Origin of the sequence: Phocaeicola coprocola DSM 17136 (assembly GCF_000154845.1) — a bacterium.
In the GTDB taxonomy this organism is placed as follows: Bacteria; Bacteroidota; Bacteroidia; order Bacteroidales; family Bacteroidaceae; genus Phocaeicola; species Phocaeicola coprocola.
In genome coordinates, this window is record NZ_DS981505.1 from 81567 (window position 1) to 107699 (window position 26133).

At 41.1% G+C, this 26133-nt stretch carries 14 protein-coding genes and 1 tRNA gene; 5 read left to right on the forward strand and 10 right to left on the reverse strand.

All coding sequences use genetic code 11. From position 1 onward, the window contains the following. Positions 1–12 precede the first annotated feature (12 nt). The 7 genes from BACCOP_RS15890 to BACCOP_RS15920 all read right to left on the reverse strand — a co-directional run bounded on the left by BACCOP_RS15890 (position 13) and on the right by BACCOP_RS15920 (position 15069). Positions 13–4359 carry a hypothetical protein gene (locus BACCOP_RS15890; RefSeq protein ID WP_007570943.1) on the reverse strand — a complete coding sequence of 1449 codons (4347 nt, stop codon included), beginning with the start codon at positions 4357–4359 and terminating at the stop codon, positions 13–15. Positions 4360–4671: 312 nt separating this feature from the next. Next, on the reverse strand, positions 4672–6030 hold the full coding sequence (locus BACCOP_RS15895) for a hypothetical protein (RefSeq protein ID WP_007570945.1): 1359 nt from the start codon (positions 6028–6030) through the stop codon (positions 4672–4674). 48 nt (positions 6031–6078) lie between these two features. Then, positions 6079–7017 carry a FimB/Mfa2 family fimbrial subunit gene (locus tag BACCOP_RS15900; RefSeq protein WP_007570948.1) on the reverse strand — a complete coding sequence of 313 codons (939 nt, stop codon included), beginning with the start codon at positions 7015–7017 and terminating at the stop codon, positions 6079–6081. Further along, positions 7010–8785, reverse strand: a complete 1776-nt coding sequence (locus tag BACCOP_RS15905; RefSeq protein WP_007570949.1) for an OmpA family protein — start codon at positions 8783–8785, stop codon at positions 7010–7012. The genes BACCOP_RS15900 and BACCOP_RS15905 overlap by 8 nt, the downstream gene beginning before the upstream one ends. An 11-nt stretch (positions 8786–8796) precedes the next feature. Continuing rightward, the gene (locus BACCOP_RS15910) at positions 8797–9339 is read right to left on the reverse strand and encodes a DUF3575 domain-containing protein (protein ID WP_007570950.1); all 543 of its coding nucleotides are present in this window, start codon (positions 9337–9339) and stop codon (positions 8797–8799) included. A gap of 105 nt (positions 9340–9444) precedes the next feature. Then, complete coding sequence (locus BACCOP_RS21215) at positions 9445–9945, reverse strand: helix-turn-helix transcriptional regulator (RefSeq protein WP_227994709.1); 501 nt, start codon at positions 9943–9945, stop codon at positions 9445–9447. A 663-nt stretch (positions 9946–10608) separates the two neighbouring features. Next, on the reverse strand, positions 10609–15069 hold the full coding sequence (locus BACCOP_RS15920; RefSeq protein WP_007570957.1) for a hybrid sensor histidine kinase/response regulator transcription factor: 4461 nt from the start codon (positions 15067–15069) through the stop codon (positions 10609–10611). Between the two features lie 109 nt (positions 15070–15178). Here BACCOP_RS15920 and BACCOP_RS21220 point away from each other — a divergent pair, with 109 nt between their 5' ends. Further along, the gene (locus tag BACCOP_RS21220; RefSeq protein ID WP_083779594.1) at positions 15179–15673 is read left to right on the forward strand and encodes a hypothetical protein; all 495 of its coding nucleotides are present in this window, start codon (positions 15179–15181) and stop codon (positions 15671–15673) included. Positions 15674–15929: 256 nt separating this feature from the next. On the opposite strand, the gene BACCOP_RS15925 is transcribed toward BACCOP_RS21220, so the two are convergent. Continuing rightward, positions 15930–18815, reverse strand: a complete 2886-nt coding sequence (locus BACCOP_RS15925; RefSeq protein WP_007570967.1) for a TonB-dependent receptor — start codon at positions 18813–18815, stop codon at positions 15930–15932. Between the two features lie 82 nt (positions 18816–18897). Beyond that, positions 18898–19305 carry a hypothetical protein gene (locus BACCOP_RS15930; protein ID WP_007570969.1) on the reverse strand — a complete coding sequence of 136 codons (408 nt, stop codon included), beginning with the start codon at positions 19303–19305 and terminating at the stop codon, positions 18898–18900. A gap of 103 nt (positions 19306–19408) precedes the next feature. Here BACCOP_RS15930 and aroB point away from each other — a divergent pair, with 103 nt between their 5' ends. The 4 genes from aroB (at position 19409) to BACCOP_RS15955 (ending at position 23756) form a co-directional block, all read left to right on the forward strand. Beyond that, positions 19409–20470, forward strand: a complete 1062-nt coding sequence (aroB, locus tag BACCOP_RS15935; protein ID WP_007570971.1) for a 3-dehydroquinate synthase — start codon at positions 19409–19411, stop codon at positions 20468–20470. Positions 20471–20578: 108 nt separating this feature from the next. Next, positions 20579–20653: transfer RNA gene (locus BACCOP_RS15940), tRNA-Pro, on the forward strand. 138 nt (positions 20654–20791) lie between these two features. Next, positions 20792–22012, forward strand: a complete 1221-nt coding sequence (locus BACCOP_RS15945) for a site-specific integrase (protein ID WP_007570973.1) — start codon at positions 20792–20794, stop codon at positions 22010–22012. A 421-nt stretch (positions 22013–22433) separates the two neighbouring features. Then, positions 22434–23756: a hypothetical protein gene (locus BACCOP_RS15955; protein WP_007570976.1), complete on the forward strand. Its 1323-nt coding sequence runs from the start codon at positions 22434–22436 to the stop codon at positions 23754–23756. Between the two features lie 306 nt (positions 23757–24062). On the opposite strand, the gene BACCOP_RS15960 is transcribed toward BACCOP_RS15955, so the two are convergent. Further along, positions 24063–25982: a DEAD/DEAH box helicase family protein gene (locus BACCOP_RS15960; RefSeq protein WP_007570978.1), complete on the reverse strand. Its 1920-nt coding sequence runs from the start codon at positions 25980–25982 to the stop codon at positions 24063–24065. Positions 25983–26133 lie beyond the last annotated feature (151 nt).

Consider the following 26133-nt stretch of genomic DNA (forward strand, 5'->3'; position numbering starts at 1 on the left):
CCTACTTTCCTTTCATTCTTTTACGAGATAGAAACGTCCGTCATTACTCTTCATCGCACCTGCATTTACTGTAAGCGAAGTACCATCCAGCAGGTAGCGCTTTCCTGTCTGCTTGTCAACCAGTGTCCATCCCTTCCAGTTGCTGCCATAGTCCAAAGTGAATTCTGTCTGTTGCGAACCGTCCTTTACCATGAATCCTAAACCCACACGAGTTGCATTACTCATTTTCTGAATATCGAGCGCACGCTTGTCGGCTACGGTATACACCTTTACCTTCGGCATAAAGTCCTCGTCAATCAGTGAAACAATATCCTCCTTCGCATTGTATGCATCCGATGCTCCGGCACTGCGAATCAGCGAACAAGAACTTACAGAGTTACCCGATACAGCCGAGATTTTCATTTCGCCTGCTGTCGGAACAGAAGCACTGCGGGAACTTCTGGTTGCGGTACTTGCAGAAGGCTGTACAAACATATCCGAGGTATAAGTTATATTAACATTGTCTGAAGTATAACCTTCTAACGCCTCTACATAAAATGCCTGCAACGGTGCAATGGTGTTGCTCTGTTCTCCAGCTACATTAAAGCTTAAATCTCCGTTTTTACCTAAGGAAATTCTGACCAATCCCTCTTCTTCTCCGAAAACACTTTCAGAATCTATGATACGGATAGCCTGAACAAACTGTTTATTTTCTGTCAGGAATGTCTTTATATCCAGATAACTCATAAACGGATTGCCTGCCACAAAATAGGTAGCTCCTTTTCCATCATTCCGCAATTCAAAAGTAAATGAATTACCTGCATTCTCCGGATTAAATCCACTCACTTCATAAGCAAATTTTCCATTCATATTTCTTGCTTCTACCGGCAAAGTTTCTTTTTTAACACATTCGCCGGAAAGCGTATAATAATTGTACTCGGTATATGCTTTCGGGAAACGAAGACGATAAGAAGTTCCCCAATCATTTCCAACCATCATCTTGATGCCCTGTGCCTGCTCGTACGGCTGAGCCACGGCATTGAATGTACGACTCCAGTCGGCAGTAGCAACTACAGTACCGTTAGTACCAGAAGTTGCAGTTGTAACCGCACGACTGTACATTTTCTGACGTACTATCGGATTGTGTCGCACTTCACGATAAGTAGCCCCATTCAGCGGAGTAAAGTATGCCGGCATCTCAGGCGAAACAAACATATCGCCCGTAACCATGCCGTGAAGCGGAGTAGAAATCATATGATACATACCGCTTTGTACTTCCATTTCCACGTATGCACAGTCATACTCCAGATATTGTGTATTGAGTACAGCAGCTCCCGGTTCGAAATGAATATTCGCACAATAGTTACCGCCATAGAATTTATCTACACTACCCCAAGCATTCAAGTCAGGATAACGTGTGGCTCCTGCAGGAATCACCACATTAGTACATCCCCAAGGAGAACCGTCCGTCCAGTTGCTCCAGTTGTTCCAGTCGGTATCTGACGCATTTCTCTTCCAGGTAGTCTTCAGCGGATGTACCTGAGCACGCAGCCCGTTGTAAGTAGACAATCCCGAAATAGAATAATCGCCTACCGGCAATGACAATTCAAAGAAATAGCCCTTATCATCCTGCCGCAATTCAGCCTCCTGTTCTATCTTCTGTCCGTTGCCGTTATACGGATAGCAGGTAAATGTAAGTTTAGTACCAACTTTATCATCCTGAGCATCGACAAAGATACGTACATTGCCCAAATAGGTTGTTTCATCCACACAAACATGTTCGGTTATACTCTTATATGCAATGTCGGTTTCTCCTTGATCATCCGGTTCTTCCGCACAGTCGGGAATACCATTTCCGTTGGCATCCGGACGGATATAGAAACCCGACAGCCAGACTGTTTCGAGCGCATCTGCCAATGAAGGGAACGAAATACGTACTTCATCGTAATCCTGTAAAGGAGTAACCTCCATATAAGCCAGTCCGGCATCGCTTATCACCTCGATGGAAGCCAATCCGCCGGAAGTAGACTCACTTGCTACCGCCTGTCCACCATTGTATGCCGCAATTGCCACATTCTGAAGAACAGACGCATTCAGCACATATCCCGGCGTACGGAGTATGGCACCTACTGGCTGTCCGCCTCTGATGGAATTAAATTTTACAGCCACGGTAGAACGGCTTATCAGGCTGACTCCAGCTACAATAGAAGCCGCTGTCTGCTGACTGTTGTCGATTACGTACGACAGGTTGTTCATGGTAGCCCCCACACTTGCCGCCGACGAAGATTTTGTTTCCGCATAGTTGATAGTCGCCCCATGCTTCTGTGCCGTGATCATTTCCATACAAGCCTCCGATGTCCCTGCATACTCTTCGCAAGTAGTGGGTTCGTAGAAAGCATAATACAAACGGAAGGTATTCAAATTGACATTCAGCAAGCCTGCAGTCCAAAGCTCCACCTGATCGAATGTCTTATCTGTTTCCACATAAAAACGTAACTTGCTTCCGTCGTTTCCTACCAGTCCCACTCCTATCGCGTCATTTTCTGCCGTCAGTCCGGAAAACACTTCTTCACCATCTTTATACAGTCTGATAAAGAAAAACTTCAAGACATCGGCACCCAGCAGCTGATTATTTGTCTGCATCACAAATCCCACGCGGGTCTTTCCTCCTTGCGGAGCAATGTCTTGAGAAGAATGTACACCAGCCAGACTGCCAAACTGAATCAAGCTCAATACATTGGTAGCTTCTGCATAATTAGTATAATCACCATCAACCAGATTCTGGCGGTTGTTTATCTTATTGAACAAAGAAATACCTCCCTGTGATCCACTGGATTCAACCACCGTATACTGTCCTTGGTTCGCAGAAGTATTAATCATCATCGTATTACAACCCGCCACAGCTTCTTTTTTATTGCGATGAATCACCGCATACGACCATGAAATTTCTTTTTCTTCTCGGGTATATACAGCCTTTACTACATAGTCACCATTTACTGTCATGCCGGTCATGTGGTTGCCCGATATAGAAGGAGATGTAGCTCCGCTGGGCCAACTAATAAGTGAATAGATTACAGAACCTTCCGATGGTGTCGGGAGGTTGTAATAATCGGTAGAAATGGTATCATTGCCAATGGTAAAATAAGAGGATACGTCTATCTCTACCGGGTCGCGGGAGTAGGCGTAATGAACTTTCACTGCTGATAACAAATTAATACCAGAAGGTAAATCAAGTTCCAATCTTCGGGTATCCTTTTTTGTTAATATCATGCTAAACTCTCTTGCGCCTCCTGCTAAAGCAGATACTCCGATACCACTTTCCGTATTAATGCTTTGAGGATTATTATCACCTGTGTCATAGGCATTTAATTTAGTAGCTCCTAAAGAAATAGAAGCTAATCCACCTCCAGTTGTATAATATCCTACTTCTGAACCAACGGGTATCGTCGCTCCAAAATCTACACGACATGTGAGCCCACCCAAAAGTCCGCTTACAAGTTCACATACCGGTCCATCATTTAGATTCTTGTTTACTAAATCTCCTTTCGACAAAGAATGTAGTGGTCTTTCCTGCTCAGCGTAAGGATATTCATGTTTTTCTGCCGCTATCTTTTTAGGATTCTCCCCCACAAACGCATAGTAGAACTCCAGTCCACTAAGTACATCGACACTGATGGAAGCACAACCGATTCGTACTTCATCGAAAGGTTTAGTAGTAGTGAATGAAATTTCACTTAAACCTCCAGATACATTCAAGAGATTTAAGTTTAGTAACTGAAATTTATCACCACTTCCTGATGTAGAGGAACCGTCTTGTTCTTTGCCTTTTAAATAAGTCTTTACCCAAAAGCCTTGCAATACATTTAAGCTTAGTAAACCTCCTGGGGCTTTATACAAGAATCCGACCTTAATGCCATTAGAAGAATCGTAGTAAACACGATTGACATCTTTTACAGACAAAATTGGAAGCCCTGCATTTACCTCTGCCAATCCCTTCAGACTAACAGAGTTATCTAAGTTCTTGTCTACCAAATATTCCAACTTATTATCCGAGTTACTTAAAACGCCTACCAAATTCTTGGTTATCTGGTTGATTACTCTTCCTTCACCCACCAAAGGGACACGACAATTGGGCTTGTATGTAGCACCGGTAGCATCCTGTACCACATCAAGTCCCGAGGTACTTGCAGCCTCAGCACGTGTTCCGCCTTGTTCGAAAGATTGCACCGAGGGAAGTAAATCCTCATCGCGGCATGAATAAAATACAACTGTCAGCAGTGCAGCCAGAAACAGCGGCACCGATGCAGACCATTTCTTTCCGGCTATTCGACAGGCGGAAAGAAAACTCCTTTGTCTGGATGTCTGGAAAAATACGCTCATTATCTTTAAATTTTATAGTTTTTACAATATTTCTTCACTTCCCCGTCGTGCATAAAACGGTACTACCTGACTGCGGTTTTACGCGATTCTTTCTCTGAATAATGACGGAAAGCTGCCTGGCTCTTGCCTTCGGAATAATCATGAAAGACAGGCAGTCTTCCGGCTCCGATTCGTATCGTTCATGAGAAATCTCACTGTTGCCGGCGTCTTGCAGAAGAGCTTTTTGTTACTTGACTTCGGAAATTCAAAAAACAGGGTAAAATAGTATTGCCTGATTTTCAGGCAATACTATTTGATTTATCATTCTGAAAATTAATCCAATTCCATTCCGTGAATCACTTCCCAGTTATCGTTTACTTTCAATACAAGTTCTTGCTTGTTGTTCAATGATTCTGGTTTGTCATTTGGATTTTCTGGATTTGGATCTGGATCAACACCCGGCTTTCCGGGATTAGCTTCATCATTCATTCTGGTACCAATACCATACAAGTGGTTACGTACAAGGCTGTAGGTGTTTGCAGATGTATCTGTAATAGTACTATCCCAATTTCTATTCCAGTATGTAATTGCCTGATTCAACTGAACATCAGTTGAACCCAGATTCACTTTCCAGCTTCTAAGTACCTTTCCACCTGCATTTGTCAATTGCAAAGTCAAAGTCTGTTTTCCATCTACATGTGCAAACGGGATAACAAATTCACCACCAAAAGCAGAACCTTTCTGGAAAGTAGGATGACCTTTTCCATCTGAAGAATATGGATTTTTCCAGTTTTCACCCGCATCAATCAAATTATCTTTGTTATCATCCTTAATAGCAGTAAACCATTTATTCAAATCAATAGTGCTAATCACACAAGTATCACTTCCAGATTTGCCATTGGTACCGTTTACTACATATTTTACATTAGCATTACCAGAACCATTTCCAGTAAGATCAAAGCTATTGAAATTACCAAGAACCAATGACTTATTCTGAGCACTTGCAACCAGTTTCAGATACCTGGCACCTTCCATAAAAGGAATATCTTTAACGTAGGCAAAAGCACCTGCTACCTGACGGTTCAGTACTACCGGTTTCTTGAAACCTTTTCCCTTTTCAACAGTCAATTTCATCTGTCCGGCAAAGATTTCTTCACCAATCTTATTCGTATCGCCCCCTTTAATTGGCAACACCATGTTTTCGCTGAAAGTATATTTACCTCCACCTTCTTCTATCTTTTTAACTTCAGTAACCTTAGTTAAATCATAATCACTAGTAGCACTATAACCTACCGCATAAATCTTATAAGTACCGGCAGCAAGTTTATCTGCACCCTTCAGTTCAATAGTAGTCTGGCGACCGTGACCACCGGTAGTATATACTGTTGAAACATCATCAGTATTCCAATCAGAAATTTCTTTTACATACTTTACATTACCAGCACCATCACCATCACAAATCCACAGCTTCACATTTTCAATAGTCTGTTTAGCCTCAGCACTATACAGCGGACGTCCGGCACGGGTAGCCAGTCCGTCGCCACCATTTTCCACCTGAAGTGTGATAATCTGAGCACCGTCAGCTACACTCTCTACACCATTTCCGTCTTGCACATAGACAACTTCCTTGTCGCAAGAATAGAATGACAATGACGCCATCAAAGCCATTCCCAATAAATAGTTTTTCTTCATACGTAAAAAATTAAACTATAAATAATAACATTATCAATAATCGGTCAATCAATCCAGTTCCATATCGTGCAGTAACTCCCAGTTGTCGTTTACCCGAAGGTAAATCTCGAAGTCGCCCTCACCGCTTCCGCCTTCGTCTACATACACATACTTCAGGATGGTAATCTCGTTACGCCCCATGGTGATGTTTATGTCCTGTGGCTCCAGCGTAGGATAATAAGCAGCTCTGCCCTGACTTCCGGCTGCCGATTTGTCGATAAACATCACACTCAGCGTAGAACCTTCGTACGACGGCGACGGACACATCAGGGTTTCGCTCTTTATTTCACTGCGTATCTCCTGCCACTCGAGCTCGGTATGTATATCGGTCAGACTAGAATAATGGAAACCATTGTCTACAAAATTGTAAATATCCTGTATATCCTTGGTGGAGAAGTCGATGTTATCGGGGATTCCCTCCGCCTTGATAAGCAAGTTGCCCTTGGTACGCTCCATGGCAAGCGAATGTTCTTCGTTGCCGTAACGATAGTCGAACGTAGCACTTGCCAGATAGATGTCGTTTGCCGCCGCACCCACAGCTTCCATTTCTGCCGTAGTAGCATCTTCTCCCAGCGGTTCATCGCTCTTCATGTTTCCCCATACGGTAAGAGTATATTTTCCATACGGCAACGACTCGGGAAGAGTGATAAGCTGAGTCTGATTATCGTTGTCTACCAGCGTATTTTTCTGCTCTGCCACTACCTTTCCTTCGGCATCGTGTACAATGTAATATAGCGTGCTCACGTAATCGCGAAACGGCAGGTTTTCTGCCTTGCGCTCCATCAGTCCCAGCTTCACGGCATCGTCGATGTTGAAGTAATTCTTATCTTTTACTGTAAGCGTAACCTGCAGCGGCGGACAGGGAGGAATGGAGTCGCGTATGCAACTGCTCCACAGAAGACACACAGCCACCGGCAATACATACAATATCTTTATTCCTTTACTCATAGTCTTTTCCTTCTGTCAATGCTTGAAATGCCGGTGTCGTAAGGTAAGGAAGGAAATCCGGCTCTGTTTGCATTCGTTCCTTTAATCGGCTGTCGGGCAGCGCATGTTCCAAACGGGCTGCTACCTCGTCTGCCTCTTTCTGCATACGTGCAGCCACCAGCGCACGTACGTATTCTGCCAGCGGAGTGTGGTCTTCGCAGCGATCCATAATGGAAGCCGCATGCTGTGTATCGCCAACACTGAGCGATACAACCGCCGCATTCACGTCTTCGTACCCTTGCATCAGCGTGTATGCCTCTTGCAGCTTTCTTTCCTGTGCCTTAAGCAATGCCAGGTTGTAGCGCGCCTGAGGCAGTTCGGTATTGGTCTGAAGCAGCTCAATAGCTTTTTCGTTGTTTCCCTTATATACATATACGGCTGCCTTGGTATTCAGCACCTCGGGTGAATATTCTTTCAACCCGTTGAGCACTGCCTCGGCCTCATCTGCCTTGTCTTCACGCAGCAGAAGTACCGCCAGATTATTGGCTGCCACCTGCGACTGCGGGAAGTAGTGCAGAATGGTACGGTATACCTCCTTCTTCTCTTCGGGAGTCTTCTTCAGGGTCGATACGCGCAACAGCTCTTCTTCATTGAAGGCATCGGGACGCTTGCCGTACATGTCGAGCAGTTCGGCATCGGTAGTGAAACTCTTCAGTGTATATGTATATACGTATTCTACCTTGCGGTCTTTCTGCAAGTAATTGTTTTTGATGTCGTTCCAGCAAGACAGACGGCGGATATAGTGTTCTGCCACATCGTCGTTCTCGGCATTATACTTATCTAATATTTCTCTTACCTTCAGCGAGTCGGGGTGTCCGTCGGCAATCATTGCCTGCAGCACCGGCATCCAGCCTTCGGGACGGGAACCGACACTGAAACGTGAAGCCTGCGACGCACTGATATGAAGCTGGTCTACCAGCCAGTTTTTGGCAGAATTGGCACGGTTGCGCGACAAGGTAGTATTGAAAGCATACGAACCGTCAGCCGATGCCATACCGTAAATGCTTACCCTGTTCAGTGTGGCAAGCGAGTCTGTCACGATTTTCTGCAGCGTAGCAAGCATACGGTTCATCTCGTTGCGGTTATCACCCAGCGAGAGGTTGATGTCGTAACGGTTTATCACGAACTGCAACAAAGCTTCTCCTCTGCCTTCCATAACCTTGGGACGGATAACAAACTCTGGCTCAATCCAGTTCAGTTGAAGCGATTTCTTAGGTTCTATCAGCGTAGGGATATTGTTGATGTAAGCAATATCTACGGTATCGGCAATACCACACTCACCACATCCGTCGGTAGAAAGTACGGCCACAATGCGTCCGCCGTCAATATCGGCAGGCACGGCTACCCGTTCGGAATAGGTTACATCGTACTCCTTGCGGTTGTTTACCTTGCGTGCGACATTTGCCAGTGTATCAACATAGCCGTCGAGAAGTACACGGCGGTTCATTTTCTTACTATAGATAGGAGCATCGAACACCATAGGAGTGTATTCTGCCAGCATAGAGTCTTTCTGCAGCAACTGCGGAACAACAATGAGGCGGGTGCGACCTGTAAAGGCCTTTGCCGGAATGTGAATATTCACATCCACACCCACAGTAGACATGCTGTCGGGAGTAAGCGTACGCACCGGTGTTACCGCAACTTTCTTATTCATACCCGATGATGCACAGCCGGCTACTCCAAGCCACAAGCATCCAGCCCAGATTAAATATGTATATCTGAATTTCATATTGCAAACGTTTAAAAGATATAAGAAACCGATACAGCCAATTTTGTAAGCCCCCAATAATCTTTGGTCTTGTCTTCATGGCACTTACTACAAGGAATGCGGGGACTCTCCTTATACCACAGGCGAGCGTATCCGGCACCAATCAGCGCTTCCAGATTCCAGTGCGACGACAATATCCAGTTGTAGCCATAGGTTACTCCCCCTCCGGTCAAGCAACCGTCGTATCGCTTATCACTGAAACCTCCATAATATTGTGCTCCATGCAAGTGAGCTCCTACAAAATGACCTTCAAAACTCTCGCAGAACCAGTATCTCAATTCTGGTTGCACAAGCCAGAAACGCATCTTTCTGTCATCCCTAAACGTCCAAGGATTGTATGCCAGCTGCCAGTCGGTAGTAAACTTTCGGCTCAAACCAATTTCAACGCTGGCATTGGGGGTAGTAGCTCCCCAATAAAGAGCATTTGTCTTCAAAGCTACGTTTTGAGCATTTCCGTTTCCTCCGAAACACAGAAAGGCACATAGAAAGAGTAATTTTCTATATTTCCGTATCATCTACACTATCATTTTATTTTTTTGCAAAGGTAAACAGCAACGGAAATACAAAAATTACAAATTCACGTCAAATAATTACAATTTACAATCACCCTATAATTCTAGTCAACCTATACAGTTTTTTCCAATTGCTTCTTTTCGTATTTCTTTAGGAGTCTTTCCAAAATATTTTTTACAGAATGTATCCAGATACGAGGTTGAAGAGAACTTATATTTTTCGGCAATCTCACTAAATGACAAATTGCTCAAAGCAATATCGCGCTTCACAAACTCCTGTTTACGTAATAAGAGCCAGTTTTTAGCTGTTTCATTGAAAGTTTCCTTAAAGCGCCGATTAAACGTACTCTGACTCATATTTGCCTGTAAAGCAAAATTCTTGACATCAAATATCTTGCGGCTATTCATTAATACAAAATCCTTAAATTCTAAATTTTGGCCCAAAACGGGATAGAAAAACAAAGCCAGTTCTTCTTTTGTATATCCGGCACGCAAATACAAGAAAAGTTCATCACGCTTTATCTGATGATAGTGTATGCACCCCAATCCCTCTTTTAAACAATCTACTAGTAAAGAAAAGAAACTTTGCAAGCGTATATCTAGTTTCAAGCAATATGGATTTTGACAAGCGCTTTCAGATATAAAATGCGACAACTGTTGAATGGAAAAACGCGAGCACAACTTCAAATCGTTTGTAAACGAACATAATAATAAGGTCGTAGCTTTCCGAGCAAAGGTCGTTATTTGTTTATTTTTTGGAAGTAAAAACATATACCCCAATTGAGGAGTAAAATATTTATCTATTTCATATCTTATCTCAATATCTCCTTGTAACAAAATAACCAAAAAAGTTGTATTAAGAAACCGACGTTCCACAGTATGCCCTTCGGGAATCTCCATCAACGTAAAAACTTTATTGAATTCTTCCGCATAATTAGTACACGAAATATGTTCATTTTTATACAAGAGTGTCATGCCTTTTCACTAATTAGGTTAATACTTACTCCTCAAAAAGCTTCTTTGACTTGTTAAGAACTTTACATATCCATTTATAAAAGCACAACAAATATAATTATTCTCTATATAAAAAACACAAAAAAAAAGTTTTTTTCCTAATTAAACTAATCTTTCTCTAATGAAAATATGCTAAAATCAATAAGTAAAAACAGGCTAAATAGCCAAAACTTATCAACAAAAAATCCGGAAATTTGTACAATATCCTTTTGCTTTTGTACAAATTTCCGGAAAGGTTCCCCGATAAAAAAATCTCAATTATTTGTTTTTCTGCTTTTCACGGTATTCGGTAGGAGTCATGCCAAAGCGTTGCTTGAAGCACTTGCTGAAGTAACGCGGATCGTTGATTCCCACCATATACGAAATCTGTGTCATGTTAAACTCTCCAGTCTCGATAAGCTGGGCAGCACGTTTCACACGCATTTCCTTGATAAATTCTATCGGAGCAAGTCCGGTCAATGATTTCAGCTTCTTGAAGAAGACTGAACGGCTCACAGCCATTTCATGCACCAGATCGTCTACAACAAGTTCTCCATTGTCGATATTCCGTTCCATAAAGTTTGTCAGCTGCTCCAGGAAACGACGGTCCTGCTGCGACATGACATCTACCTCTTCTTCCTCATTTTCCACTTTCGGAGGATTGATATCCATCAGGTGGTCGCAATAGAACTGACGCAACTTCTGACGGCGTGCCAGCAGGTTATCAACACGTGCTTCGAGGTAAGTGGCACTGAACGGTTTGGTGATATAACTGTCGGCCCCCAGTTCCAGACTCTGCAACTTGGTGTCCATATCGGTCTTTGCAGTAAGCAATACGATTGGAATGTGGCTGGTAGTCAGTTCCTCCCTCAGTTCCTTCACCAGAGTTATTCCGTCCTTCTCGGGCATCATAATATCACTGATTATGATATCGGGCACATACTTAATGGCTTTCTCCAGTCCTTCCACTCCGTTGGCAGCTTCTATAATGCGGAAACGCTGGCTGAAAATGCTCCGCAAGAAGAAGCGCAACTCCAGATTGTCTTCTATGAGCAGCATTGTCTTTGTTTCAGAAACCGATGCCTTGTCTGCCTCATCAGCAGCAGGAACAGCTTCCGGCTTATCCTCCGGTACAGCAACGGCAGGAGTTTCGACATCCACAGGCAAGGAATGCTTGGATGCTTCACCGATTATTTCCACGTTATCCGACAAGACAAATTCGGCATTCTCACCGTAATGGTCTTTTCCCTTCAGGAAGTCTACGCTAAAGCAACTGCCTTCTCCTTCCTTACTGTCTACATGTATGCTGGCATGGTGCATTTCCACCAGTTCTTTCACAAGCGAAAGTCCGATGCCAGAACTGTTCGGATTGAACAGGTTCTTATCGAGCAGGGTTTCAAAACGTACAAACAGTGAAGCCTTCTTATTTTCAGAAATACCTCTACCCTGATCCTGCACTCCTACGGTAACCGTATCTTCATTTTCAAGGATAAATACGGTAATGTTTTTTCCGGGCTGCGTATACTTGAATGCATTCGACAGCAAATTGAAGACTATTTTCTCTACCTTGTCAGCGTCTACCCACAACTTGAGCTTAGGCTGTTCGGTTTCGAAAATAAAATCAATCTTGTTCGATTCGGCTATGGATTCAAAATTCTCCATAATCTTATGTACAAACGCGACGATATCAATCTGTTCGATGCATAGTTTCATCTTGTGATTCTGTATCTTACGGAAATCCAGAATCTGATTGACAAGCCTCAGCATCCGATGTGTATTACGTTCTACCACCTGCAACTGTTCGCGTACGTCCTTACTTAAATCCGAACGTTTCAAGATATATTCCAGCGGTCCCTCTATCAAGGTAAGCGGTGTACGGAGTTCATGAGAGATATTGGTAAAGAAGCGGAGCTTCATGTCCGTTACCTGCTGTTCGACAGACACCTCATGTTTCAACCGGTAAATAACGAAAAGTGTATAGGCTCCAACCAGCAGAATCAGCATAAAGCCTAATGTGTAAATCACATAGGCATAAGGAGTCTCCCAAAACGAAGGCTTGACGGTTATCCGCAAGGCACGTTCGTTCTCCACCCAGATACCGGCTCCGTTGGTCGACTTCACACGAAAGACATAATTACCTTTCGGCAGGTTTGTATAAGTAGCCGTACGCTGTTTACCCACATAATTCCACTCCTTATCGAACCCGTCGAGCATATAGGCATACTTTACATTTTCCGGGAAACTCATATCCAGAGCAGCAAAAGAAAGCGTTACGGTGTTTTCCTTATGCGACAAATACAAATGCGACAAACTGTTCAAAGACTCAGGCAATACGGATTCCGGTCTGGGAACAACATCTTTATTGGCTATCTTCAAGCCCGACAATACAATGCCAGGCACATAGGAGTTTTTCCGTATCAGTTCGGGAGTAAAGCACAAAAGTCCTCTGTTTGTTCCGAACAGCAAGCGTCCGTCTTCGGCACGTATTGCCGTACTTTCTTCAAACGAAAGCTCCTCTCCTATCTCCTGCTTCAGATAATTATCGAAATGATGGTTGACAATATCCATCTTGCTCAGACCGCTTTCCGAACCAATCCATATATCTCCTTTCGTATCTTCGGCAAGTGAAGAAAGTACATCGGTAGGAAGTCCGTCTTTTGCCGAATACGAAGTAAACAGGCCGTTACCATTCTTATCAAGGCTCTTAAGCTCATTCAGTCCTCCACCGAAAGTAGCAAAAAACAGACGTCCGTCGTGTGTAAGCAAGATATCGTATATATCGTTGCAGCTCAACACTTCACGCTTATTAGGCATGCACACGAACAAATGAAAATCAATCGTATCGGGACGTTCGAACTTTTCACTGAAAGCCAGCAGTCCATTGGAAGTAGCTACCCACAGCATACCTTTTTTGTCGAGCAACATACGACGTGCCTTATAGCAACGTTCCATTGGATACGATTTCAGATTATTGCGCGAGTTTATAAAACGGACACTTCCATCACTCTCCTTTTCGATGTAATCGATACCTCCACCGAAAGTAACAACCCAGATACGACCGTAACTGTCTTCACACAAGTCGTACACATTGTTATGGCTCAGACTATAGATATCGTTGGCATCGTAAGTATAATGAAGCATCTTATATCCGCTTCCCTGCGGTATCAGCTGAACGATTCCGTTTCCTTTCGTAGCAATCCAGATATTTTTTTTCGAATCCTCTATTATCTTATAGGCAGATCCTCTGAAAGGAGTGCCAGTAAGTGATATGCGTCCGTCGACTGTAAGATAACCCTGTAACTGGAAGTCAAGAGAATACACAGAAACTTTACTATTACGTGTACCTATCCACAACTGCTTACGGGAATCCTGACAAAGCGAACGTACCTGATTGGCATTGGTATCGTACTTACAGTTCTGCGGCTTAATCAACTGGAATTCGTTTTTGAAGAATGTAACCTTATCCAGTCCTTTGGAATGAGTGCCCAGCCATAAATTGCCCTGATGGTCGAGCATCATAGCATGAAGTTTGTTTGAGAAGCGCCATGCATCTGTTCCCACTTCATTATAGAAAGGCTTCAGCTCATTACTTTCTCTGTCGAACCAAGACAGTCCTCCTCCTACCGGATGTACCCACAGATTGCCTTGCTTATCCTCGCAGACAGCAAACTTTGGAGCATCACCCGGTTCTTTTTCAACCGGAACCTGTTCCACCTTGAACACCTCCGTCGACGGATTAAAATGACAGACCGTACCAATCTTGTTTACTTCGAACCAGACCTCATTATGACTGTCGACATATATTGACCGTATCGGATGCTGAGAAAAATCAAATTCATTTTTCAGACCGTAATACTTCAGTGATTCGAGCGCTGCATCTCCCACAACAAAGCCCGACCGGCGGGTAGCCATAATGACCTTTCCTCCAGACAATTCCCGTATGCTTATCACATCGTCCTGCAAGCCCAGGTCTTTCAACTCGAATGTTTCATCCTTCAGCGAGTATTTCCATACCCGTCCTTTATTAGAGGTAAAATATACGTGTCCGTTAACGAATGCAGCCGAAAAAAAAGACTGGTTAGGCCGTCCGGATTCAGGATGCGTATTTACAAAAAAAGGAGTCTGCTTTCCATTATTACCTTCGATGCAAAGCAATCCATCTTTTGTAAGTAGCCACTCTCTGTTTTTCTTGTCTAAAAAAACAGTCTTGATAGCAGTACCTTTTTCTTTTGAAGCAGTAGACAAATAAACTTTCGAAGCAAGTGTTCCGGTTTTCCTGTCAGGCACCACTCTGATACCTCCGTTTTTATCAGTAAGCAGCCATACAGTTCCATTATCCAACGGCAAGATAGAAGTTATAACCAAGTCTTTTTCAGCCCCATTTGCCGTAACTTCGGTAAACGCTTCCATCCGCTTATCGAAACGGAATGCCTTCCCATCGTAAGTAATGCACCATACATCTCCATACTTGTCGACCTGCAAATGGTCTACACGATTGGAACTCCATCGCATATCGTTTTCCTTACGGGCCTTATAAACCTTAAAGTCGTAGCCATTGAAGCGATTGATTCCATCCCACGTTGCAAACCATATCATACCGTCGTGATCCTGTACCATATCCATTACCGAATTCTCGGACAGACCATTCTCCTGAGAATAATGAGTAAACGTACAGTTCATTTGTGCCTGAGCTAAAGCACTGACGAACAAAAGCAAAAGGATATAAAAAAATTTTCTCATACTAAATTTCTGCTATTCGGACAAAAATAGGAAAAATTAAATGATTCCGCAAACATGAAAATCGGAGGGAGTCTAAAATTGTTTAAAATATTTCCCTTACAAAGATTCACTGGCAACCCAACCGATACAACGAGTAGGAGGAAAACGAAGTAGTTTTCTTCCTACTTTCGTTTTCCGACCTCTCACACCACCGTACGTGCCGTTCGGCATACGGCGGTTCTTTACTATGGATGCCTTTCGTATTCTTCGAAAGACACTTCCACGACATCTTCTTCAACCATCCATTTGTAGGTCTGCGCTCCTTTATACCCTTCGCATTCCGTCCTATCTCTTTAAAGGTAGCCCAATACTTCTGTTTTGGTTTTATGCATTCGTTCCAACAAACGGTAGTTTTCAGTTATGCCGTTTAAATAAAGTTTGGTCCTTCCCTATAGGCATACATGCCTTGGGTACTACGACCTCTGCTGACTTCTCACGGCAAGCTTTACTCCATCATGGTACTTCGAATCATTCATCCTCACCATATGTCCGTGAGACATCCTCGGATAAGGGTATTAACTTTCAATCTTATGTCTGCTCCATTTACACTAACCGTCCCGAATAGCTATAGGGCTTTAGTTTGTTTCGCAACCTTACCCACGGTCATATGCCTTATATGAAGTTTCTGTTCGTCAGACCAGATGTTTGCCGCCAGCTTCTTTCAGATTCCAACTCGCGATGGACACCCTTGCTTTTGGCTGTATGATTCCCGCTATTAGGGCTCATTGGGGACTTGCACCCGTTAGCTAATACTCATGCCGAGCATACGAACAAAAAACGGAGTATCCGCCATTATGCGAATCTCCGTTTTCGAATATTATTTAAAACCGGCGATGGGGAGGACCACCAAATCCTCCATGACGTCCGCCAGGTCCGGGAGGCGCAAAGCCGGGACCTCCCTTACCAGCTCCCTTACCGCCGAACAGGTTCAGACGATAGATGAAATGTACCATGCAATAGCTATAAATAGCATTATACTCAGTATCCTGACGCATAGCAGCCGTAATTACACGACTGATATTGCTCTGGTTTCTCAATATATCATAGAACTGAATACTTACGGTAGCAGCATTTCCCTTCAAAAAGTCCTGAGAAATCTGAGCGTTCCAAATTAGTTCATCGGTATTCATACTCGACTCGGCATATCCTCTGCGGGAGTTCTGCGACAAATCTGTAGAAATGGACATATTCCACGGCAAACGCACATTGGTGCTGGCTCCATAAGCAAACTGATAAGTATCCAGATTGTTGCTTTCCTGATAACTGTTTCTCGAATGGGTATAATCGAGTGAGCCATTCAGAGAGAACTCCCACCAGTCATTACGGTACGTACCTCTTAAACGTTCACCCAGCGACAAGCGTTTGGTAATATTCTTGTCTGTATCAGAAACAAGATCCTTCTCGCTTATATAGCTCACCATATTCTGGTAATTTGCTCTGGTAAACGTATTGATGGTATATTTCTTGTTTCTCAAGGCAATGTTGGTTCCCACCATTCCGATCAGGTTCCAGTTTCCGTTAATATTTTCAGGAGTAGTAACATATCCACCGGTTTCCGAATCGTAGACTTTGCGGTCGCTTATATTGTTCATGATATTCTGGTAACGGAAAAATGAAAACATTCCCCGTTGTTTTTCCGTATTAAAGAAATTATATTCGGCACGCAATTCATTTGTAAATGTCGGCTTCAGTCCTGGATTACCGTTCCGAATATTAAGCGGGTCTGTATTATCGGAGATAGGCAGCAAATCTACCATGTTCGGCTGAGAAGCCTGTCCGCGATAACGCAAGCGCAACTGACTGGTTTTTGAGAATTTATAGCGGAAATCGAATGTCGGAGTAAAATTAAATACATTTCTGACAGTCGTTGTATCCAGATCACCTTTCTTATAAGAAAGATCCGACTTCTGAGGCTGGAAGCTGACTCCCGCATTCAAGCGCATCTTCTCACGTATCCAGCGGAAAGTAACATCCATCTGGTGATTATAATAATTATAGGCTGCACTCTTGCTCAAGTCGTTGTTGAGCACTCCCGGATTACTTTCATTCACTCCGTCACCAATCGTCCAGTTGTCACCCATATCGAATGTAGAATTATCTGTGGTAGAGTGTTTATACTGGAAATTGTAGCTGAACTGCAAAAATCCCCCGGTAAAAATCGGCTCACTGTACGTCAGACGCGCACTATAATCGTAGCTCTTTGTAGGAGTTGTAATATAGCGGTTCAATATTTCCATACGTTCTTCCGGAGTTTTCTGGAAATACTCTGTTTCCGATGTAGAAAACTGTTCACTGCTGCTATTGGTGTAATTATATTTTCCACGGAATGTAATATTCCGGCCAAGCTTGCCTAATCTCCGGTTCACGAGCACCGAACCTCCTACAGTCAGGTCATCACCTTTTTTCAGTGTATTCTTCAGCACCGTATTGATAATATCTTCTTCGGAAACCAGCGAAGTCAAGTCGTCCGTACCGAAAAGTTCATCAGTTGTATATCCAGGATCCTGACTGAATGTATAAGAGTTCTGTCCGTTGGTATTGTCGGTCTTACCATAGCTGAAACGAGGACGGAATACAAAAGTAGTCATAGTATCCGGTTTCCACTCGATAAAGGCATCTGCCACCAGCTTGGTAGTTTTATTGCGAGAATGGTCTAACGCGTTTTTAAAAGAACTGCTTTCCGATGATACAAAAGTTTCGGATGCCTGTTTACTGACGATATCAGCATCCTTATAATTAAAGTTGACACTTCCTTCAGTCTTCAACTTTTCTGTTTCAGTGGCAAAGTTCACACCTGCCATTTTCACAGCAGTCAGACCGTTTCCTCCCTTACGGAATCCTCCACCTCCACCGGGAAAAGCATTGTCATTTACGTTATTGACCGAACCGATGGCAGTCAGCTGGTTCTTGTTGCGGAAATGATTGATCATCACCTTTCCGCTATAACGGTCTTTCGTACCGGCAGCCAGATCGGTATTACCAATCCATCCCTGATTCATTCCGGGCTTCACACTCAGGTCGAGCACGGTTTCCTCTTCTCCATCGTCCACACCAGTCATTCGTGCCATATCCGACTGTTTTTCATAGGCACGTATCTTATCGATGATATTAACCGGCAGGTTCTTCATGGCGATATTAGGATCATCGGCAAAAAACTCCTTGCCGTCGATCATAATTTTCTTTATTTTCTTTCCGTTGATCGTAATTTTACCGTCATCGTCAATTTCTGCTCCCGGCAATTTCTTAACCAGTTCTTCCAGTGCAGAACCCTCCGGAACACGATATGCAGAGCTATTGTATACCAATGTATCTTCGGCAGCAGTAACCTCTGGTGCCTGAGCTACAATGACAGCTCCTTCAAGCATAACTGCATCCGAGTGCAGGGAGATTGTTCCCAGATTAAGACGTGGTTTAGAACTCGTTAATGTAATAGGCTGAAAAGACGGCGAATATCCGACAAAGGAAACCTTCAACAGGTATTTACCCGGACGAGCTGACAAAGAAAAGCGTCCGTCCAAATCAGTCACATTACCAGCTACCATCGAACTATCTTTCAACGCAAGAATCTGTACCGTAGCCTGCATCACCGGTGAGTTATCATCTCCATCGACAACTGTACCCGAAACTAAACCTTTGCTACCTCTGCTTTGTCCAAAAGCGTATATCCCACAGGATAACAGTAGCAGCCCCATAACCCAGTTTTTCATTATTCCGATCTAATCAAATGTTTTAACGCTGGTTTGACATCAAAACATTTTAAAGGTTTAATATTGCAACCTTTTTTAAAACTTATTTTTTTCTGAACGTTTTTTCTATACGATGCTTCTGATACAAAAACTCCCAACAAATCACACAGATAATCAGATAAACTATTCCGACAGAATTGTCGGCCACCTGCAAATCTTGGTTTACTGCTCCCTTTATCAGCATCACGATGTAATACACTCCCCAGATATATAAGGCATATTTCATAGCTTTACTGCGCAGACATGCCGTCTCTTCGGCCTCATCCTTTACTTTAGAGAGAAAAATCATGAACAGCGACAGCCAGACAACCAACTTAATCCCCAATTTTACATAAATCAGATTCCCGTCGTGTACCTGACCAAACATATACATCAACAAAGGCACAAAAACAGATAAAATAAGTAATGCGTATCCTGCTATTCTACAGGCAACCGGTAATATTCCTTTCATAAATCAATTTATTGGTAAATTCAGCACAAAAATAATTAATTGTCAACGTACACACATGTACTTTTTACTTTTTTTCTATTTTTGCAGGAAAAACAATAGATTTATGAGTAAACAAGAAGTTGTAATCTGCCATAACCTGGAAGAAAACCTGCAAAAGGCAGTCACCAGCAAAACATACGATAAATTATTTATTCTGACCGACGAGCATACGCGCACGTATTGCCTTCCGATTATCGAAAAATATCCGTTTCTTGCACAGGCAGAACATATTTGCATCGGAGTGGAAGATATTCATAAGAATCTGGAAACTCTTGCCTACGTATGGAGCCAGCTTAGCAACAAGGGAGGTACACGCCACTCACTGATGATCAATCTGGGCGGAGGTATGATAACCGACCTGGGTGGTTTTGCAGCTGCTACTTTCAAACGAGGTATCGACATGGTTAACATTCCTACTACATTACTGGCCATGGTAGATGCTTCTGTAGGAGGAAAGACAGGCATCAACTTCAATGGGTTGAAAAATGAGATTGGAGTGTTCGCACCAGCCAATTATGTTCTGATAGACTGTGAATTTCTTAAATCACTCGATTATCCCAATATCTTGTCGGGATATGCGGAAATGCTGAAGCACGGACTTATCAGCAACACGGAGCACTGGAGCGAGCTTATCAAATTCGATATGGAGCACGTAGACTACAAGCATCTGCAACAACTTGTCGCTACTTCCATCGAGGTAAAAGAAAAAGTGGTAGAACAGGATCCTTTCGAGAAAAATATCCGCAAGGCCTTAAACTTCGGACATACCGTAGGTCATGCATTCGAAAGTTTTGCTCTGGAAACAGGACATCCTGTATTGCATGGATATGCCGTAGCATGGGGAATGGTGTGCGAACTATATTATTCACATCTCAAGGTTGGTTTCCCCAAAGACAAGTTACGCCCTACCATACAGTTCATCAAGGAGCATTACGGAAAACTGGCATTCAGCTGTAAGGATTATGACCGTCTGTACGAGTTTATGAAACATGATAAGAAAAATTCCTCACTGGGCAATGTCAACTTCACCCTACTCGGTGAAATAGGTGATATCCATATCAACCAAAGTGCCACTCAAGATGAGGTATATGATATGTTCGACTTCTATTGCGAAACAATGGGCTAAAAGGCATTATTAAAGATATTACAGCGACAGCTTATTCTAAAAAAGCAGAAAAAGCATATGAAATAATTTGCTAATTTAAAATAAAGCCTTACCTTTGCATCCGCAATTCGGGGTGTAGCTCAGCCCGGTTAGAGTACGCGTCTGGGGGGCGTGTGGTCGCTGGTTCGAATCCAGTCACCCCGACTGGTAGAAAGCATTGATAATCTGATGATTATCGATGCTTTTTTATTTTAATCTAACTCTTGGTTTTACGATGAAAAAGGGTAAGAAAACGACGTTAGTGTAAACCATAGTGTAAACCGCTGCACAACCTTTAAAACTATGAGTATCAAGGTTTCAGTGATTTGTTTTAAGAGCAAGGTGTTATCAAATGGAAACCACCCTCTTATGTTACGCATTACAGAGAACAAAAAACGAGTGATGAAAAGTTTAGGAATCTCCATAAACCCTAAATATTGGGATTTCGGCAAAGAAGAACCTAAACCTAAATGTCCGGATTACGAATTAATCCAAAACATCATTCTAAAAGTAAAATCTGAATATCAACATTTAATCTTAGAGAAGTTATCAAAAAATGAAGAATTTACCGCCTCTTCATTAATCAACGAGCAAAAAGAAGAAATCAAGGCTAAAACAGTTGAAGAGTTTTACTTGTCATTAATAGAAGAATTAAAGCAAAAAGGCAGAATTGGTAATAGTTACGCTTACTTGAACTCATACAATACTTTGAGAAATTTTAATCATGGGAAGAAATTGAACTATACTTTCAGCCACATTGATGTAACCTTCTGTCGTAAGTTTGAAGATTGGATGCGTAGTAAAGGAAACAAAGATACAACTCTCAGCTATCAATTTCGGACTCTACGTGCTGCATTCAACAAGGCAATTGAAGCTAAAATTGTAGCACGAGAAAAGAATCCGTTCATTAAATACAAATTAAGCCATTTCAACACAAAGACTATTAAACGAGCTTTATCCAAGAAAGATATTATGAAAATTATCAATGCGAATTGTATTGGGAAGAGCGAGCTTAGACAGCTTACGCATGACTTATTTTCATTCTCATATTTATGTGGAGGAATCTCATTTGTGGATATTGCCAATTTAACCCCTAAAAACATAGTGGATGGTAGGCTTATCTATCAACGGCAAAAGACACATGGAAACATCAACCTCCCTCTTTCAGACAAAGCACAGAAAATTATAGATAAATACATTGACTATCAGAAGCAAGCAATCTATCTATTTCCTATTCTACATGGAAAGAAACATATTACTCCTATGCAAAAAAGTAATAGGGTACACAAGGTCTGCCATCAAATAAACCAAGAGTTAAAAATATTCGCTAAAGAACTGAATATAAAATCAGAGGTCACAACCTATGTTGCCCGTCATTCATTTGCAACCATTTTAAAAAAATCAGGAGTTAATATAGGAATCATATCTGAAGCATTGGGGCATCAAGATATTAAAACCACTCAAATCTACCTTAGCCGTTTTGATAACGAACAAGTAGATGAAGCAATGAAAAACTTGTTGTAGTTTATTGCATTAATGATTTTCATAGCTGAAGCACATATACTATATATTAAAATTGCTTAAAAAAATAAATCAGATTATCGTTGTCAAGAAAAAAAATAGGATATTTGCAATCAATATGGAAGCTAAAAAAGCAACATATAGTATTTCTTTTTTTGATATGAACTTATCTAAAGGAAGAATAATTATTTTGGAAAAAATGACAGGAAAAAATCTGCATTTAGTCACAAATGCCCCATTTATTTCGTAATTTTTTTCAAAAGTATGATCATATTATTGAATAAACTATTTAAACTAACAAAAACAGATATAAAAAACATAGAGATATAAAATAGAGTAGAAATAATTAATAGAATTAATGGGCATAAATGACTTAAATATAAAAAGTTATTTATGCCCATTTTTATTGCTAAATAATTAAACTATGGAATTTTCAGCAAAAGCAATTAATACAATAGCTGACCTATACAGTAAGTATGGTTGGAAAAAAGGTAGCGGATACACTGTTTTAAGTTTGCTTGCCATAGCAGGAGGTTACTACCTCTTTATGGAAATAAAAAAAGCAAATCAAAACAATTTATCGAAAAACCGCAAACAAGAAACAAAATTTGCTTCTTCATGCAGGATGGAAGAAAATAAAGCAAAAACAGAAGAAAAAATAAAAATTATTAACGCAAAAAAAGAAGCAACTATTGAAATAAAAAATCTACAACACCAACAAAAAATGGAAAGGGATAAGGCAAAAACGATTCCTTTATTTGCCACCAATGATATGTCAAAAAATAAGATTGAAAGCTATCGTGAAGCAGTACTAAATGGAACAGTTGATAAGACTATAGAACGTTGTTTAGGATACTCTTGGCTAAAAGAAGGGTATGACACAGGGCTTGTCGGTCCAACGGACTGTGGAAAAACAACTTTCATTATGCAGTTAGCTATTTCATTAGCAAGAGGAGAATGTAACAATCTTTTATCACAAGAATGGCTTGAAACACCTCCAACCCCGGTTATTGTATTCACATTAGAACAAAATTACAGTGAAATCCAAAAATATTATGGAGAAATTATTGACAAAACACCCTTACTTGAAGTTTACGGAAATACTAAAATATACCCATCAGAGATAATTGAAATAATAGTAATCGAAAAGAACAAACATAAAAACAAAGGAATTGCTGTTTTTATTGATAATTACACAAAACTTGAAGAACTTTATGGAGTCAAAGCCATGAAAGAATTCAGCGAAAAATTAGAAAAGCTCCGTCTAGAGAATTCAGCACCCAATAAACCTATAACTCCACTAAAAGTATATCATACAAAATCAGATTGGAAACCAACACAACCATTAACATCTGATAATGTCAGAGGCAATAAAAATAATGTTTATTTCACGCAAAACTTCCTATACTTCACATACTGCAAGCATAGTAATGAACAGCGTGTACTTGGATTTATAAAATTAAAGCATGGTAATAAGAATATCGCATATATATTGGAATATGCGAATACGAAAATCAATCAGTTTTGTTATGTGAAAGAGGGGAACAAAAATGACATTGGTATACCTCCCAGTGAAGATAATAGTAAAAATGATAAACAAAAACGAGGAAGAAAATCGCGTTATTCCCTTGAAGAAATAAAATTCCTTTACAAAGAGATACAATCTGGTGCATATACGTATAAAGAAGTTGAAGAAGCCTATGGCATATCAAAAGACGCAATAAAAAAACGGATTCAGCGTTCTTAAATGATTCCAAACACAAAGAAAGCAGGGATGACAAATTCCCCATTACATCCATTTTTGCCTTCTGTCAGCAAATTGATATACAGCATAATACAATTATTATATATGTATATCATAATTTGTCCCTCCTACCTACCTTAATAAAGAAACAGGGCACTAAAAAATGGAAGTAAGCTGTTATGTAGCTTACTTCCAGAATTCACACCAGAATTGAAGGTTTATTTTCAATGCAGCTCCGGGAGAAGGAATTATTGCATTATGCCAACGAGCCTACACCGCCCCGAACGATCATCTTTGAATAAAATTTGATTACATTATCTCAATAAAAAACACTCGCTTTCCTTCCGCATTTTTACACTGTTTTTCTTTGACTGACAAATAAGCAGAAAGATCTGTTGCTTTAGCAGTCTTACCCCAAAGCCCAAGATTATCATATATCTGTTGGAGCATGTTTTTTACGTCTCGTTTAGAATAAAGTACACCAACCTCGAAAGCTTGTTGGCAAGCCTTCCTTATTGGTTCTTGAACGAGTCGTTCATTGTAAGCTTTTTCCACTTCTGATTCCTGAAAATAAAGTTTCTGCAATACATCATAACCGAACATGTCATACCAAACATGAAAACTTAAATCAATGAATGGATTCTGTAAAAGAATTTCATCATACTGAGGACAACAATGCCTAAAATCGGCATATATAGATAGCCGATCTTCTTCGGGTGTATTGTAGTATTTATTTTCAAAATTCTTAACATCCTGAGGCTTCTGACGCATCTTTAATACAGACTGAATTCCGGTCAAAAGTTGGCAGGAATTTTGATAGTAGAAAAACCTTTGATACCACTTATTCCATCTCGCTACCATTACTAGATGATTGAACCCAAGAGTTTCACAGCCGTTCTCCTGTAGAACGTCAATATAATCATCCGTAAACTTTTTATCCGCTGCCTTATCACGGTATAGCTGGATAAGCAGATCTTTCGCATCAGCTGGAGCAGTCTGAAAGATTTCCAAAATCTTTTTTGAATTCTCTTCCATTTCATTTTGTTTCTGCATGAATTCCTCTTTATTTATCACTTCAGGCTTTGTCTTGTAATAGATAGTAGCATCGTTTCTGAAATGATTTGCATACAACCGCTGCCTTCCAAGTATTTGTGGAACATCAAGCACAATATCCAGTGTCTGCCATTCTTTCCCAGCATTAATGAATATATAAGTACTAGCGTTAGTGGAATAAAAATCAATACCCTCGAAGGAGGCTTTTGTACAAAAAGTGAAAGGCTTGTTTACTGGATTATTCCTGTCTGTACATAAACCACCTATTACAAAGCCTTCCGGTAAAAGTGATGATTTGCTGTCAGAACATAGAATCGTCACTTCCTCCGGTTTCAAATTATTTTGCTTGATAATATTTAGTATGGACTTGACTTCATTTAAGAAAATGCAAGCTTCGTGAGATTCTACAACAAGACCTTGTACGAATTTCCTTTCAAAATAGCCCGTCTTTCTATACCGTTCTATTAATTGACCACATATTTTTTCTGCACTCTCGCCTCTCTTCATCTGGACTTCTTTCAAAGTCGGTTCTTCAATCACATCAGGATCCCATTCCAGCTTGCAATAAGGAATATTTGCAAACTGAGGTATATAGTTAAGATACATATCCGGTATAGGTGTGGCAGAGAGATAACAGATACGGCTTACTTCATTATCCAAACGCATCAGAAAATTCATATCCGTATTTCCTTTGAATGCGGCATCCCCAATCAGACATTGAAATTCATCCACTACAAAGAGGAATGAATCCGTTTCCCTTCTTGAATTGAGTACGTCAAGCACCTTTCCCGATGAGTCCAGTGTAACCAATATTTTAGCCGGTTTCGGTGAATGACAGAAAGGATTTTTCCCATGATAGCTAAGATAACATCCCAATTGCGACATTTTTTCTTTAATTGCTTCTTCTCTATCGTTACATAAGGGAATATGGAACAAGAAGGTATCAGGATGTTGGATGTGCTTATCCTTCAACACTTGAATACGTGGAGAAATTATCACAACAGACAAGCTGGAGTTTAGAAACAATGATGTACCTCCACAACCTGTCAATGTCTTGTTTAGAATAAACTTTCCGTCTATCGGTAAAATATTATCAATAAGTTGACTATAATCGCTCATATACCTACAGCCTTTAGGCATATTAATTATTTGTAGTTGATTCATAGTATCATTCATTATCCTTGCAATTTTTTATTCATAAAATACCATTATTAATGAGTAAACAGAATGCAATATTTTTTCTATATAAAGCATATTCTTTTAAGTAATATTCCTGATTTCAAGAAAAAAAGTTGCATTCTTTCGTTTGTTGTAGGCAAACGCCGCT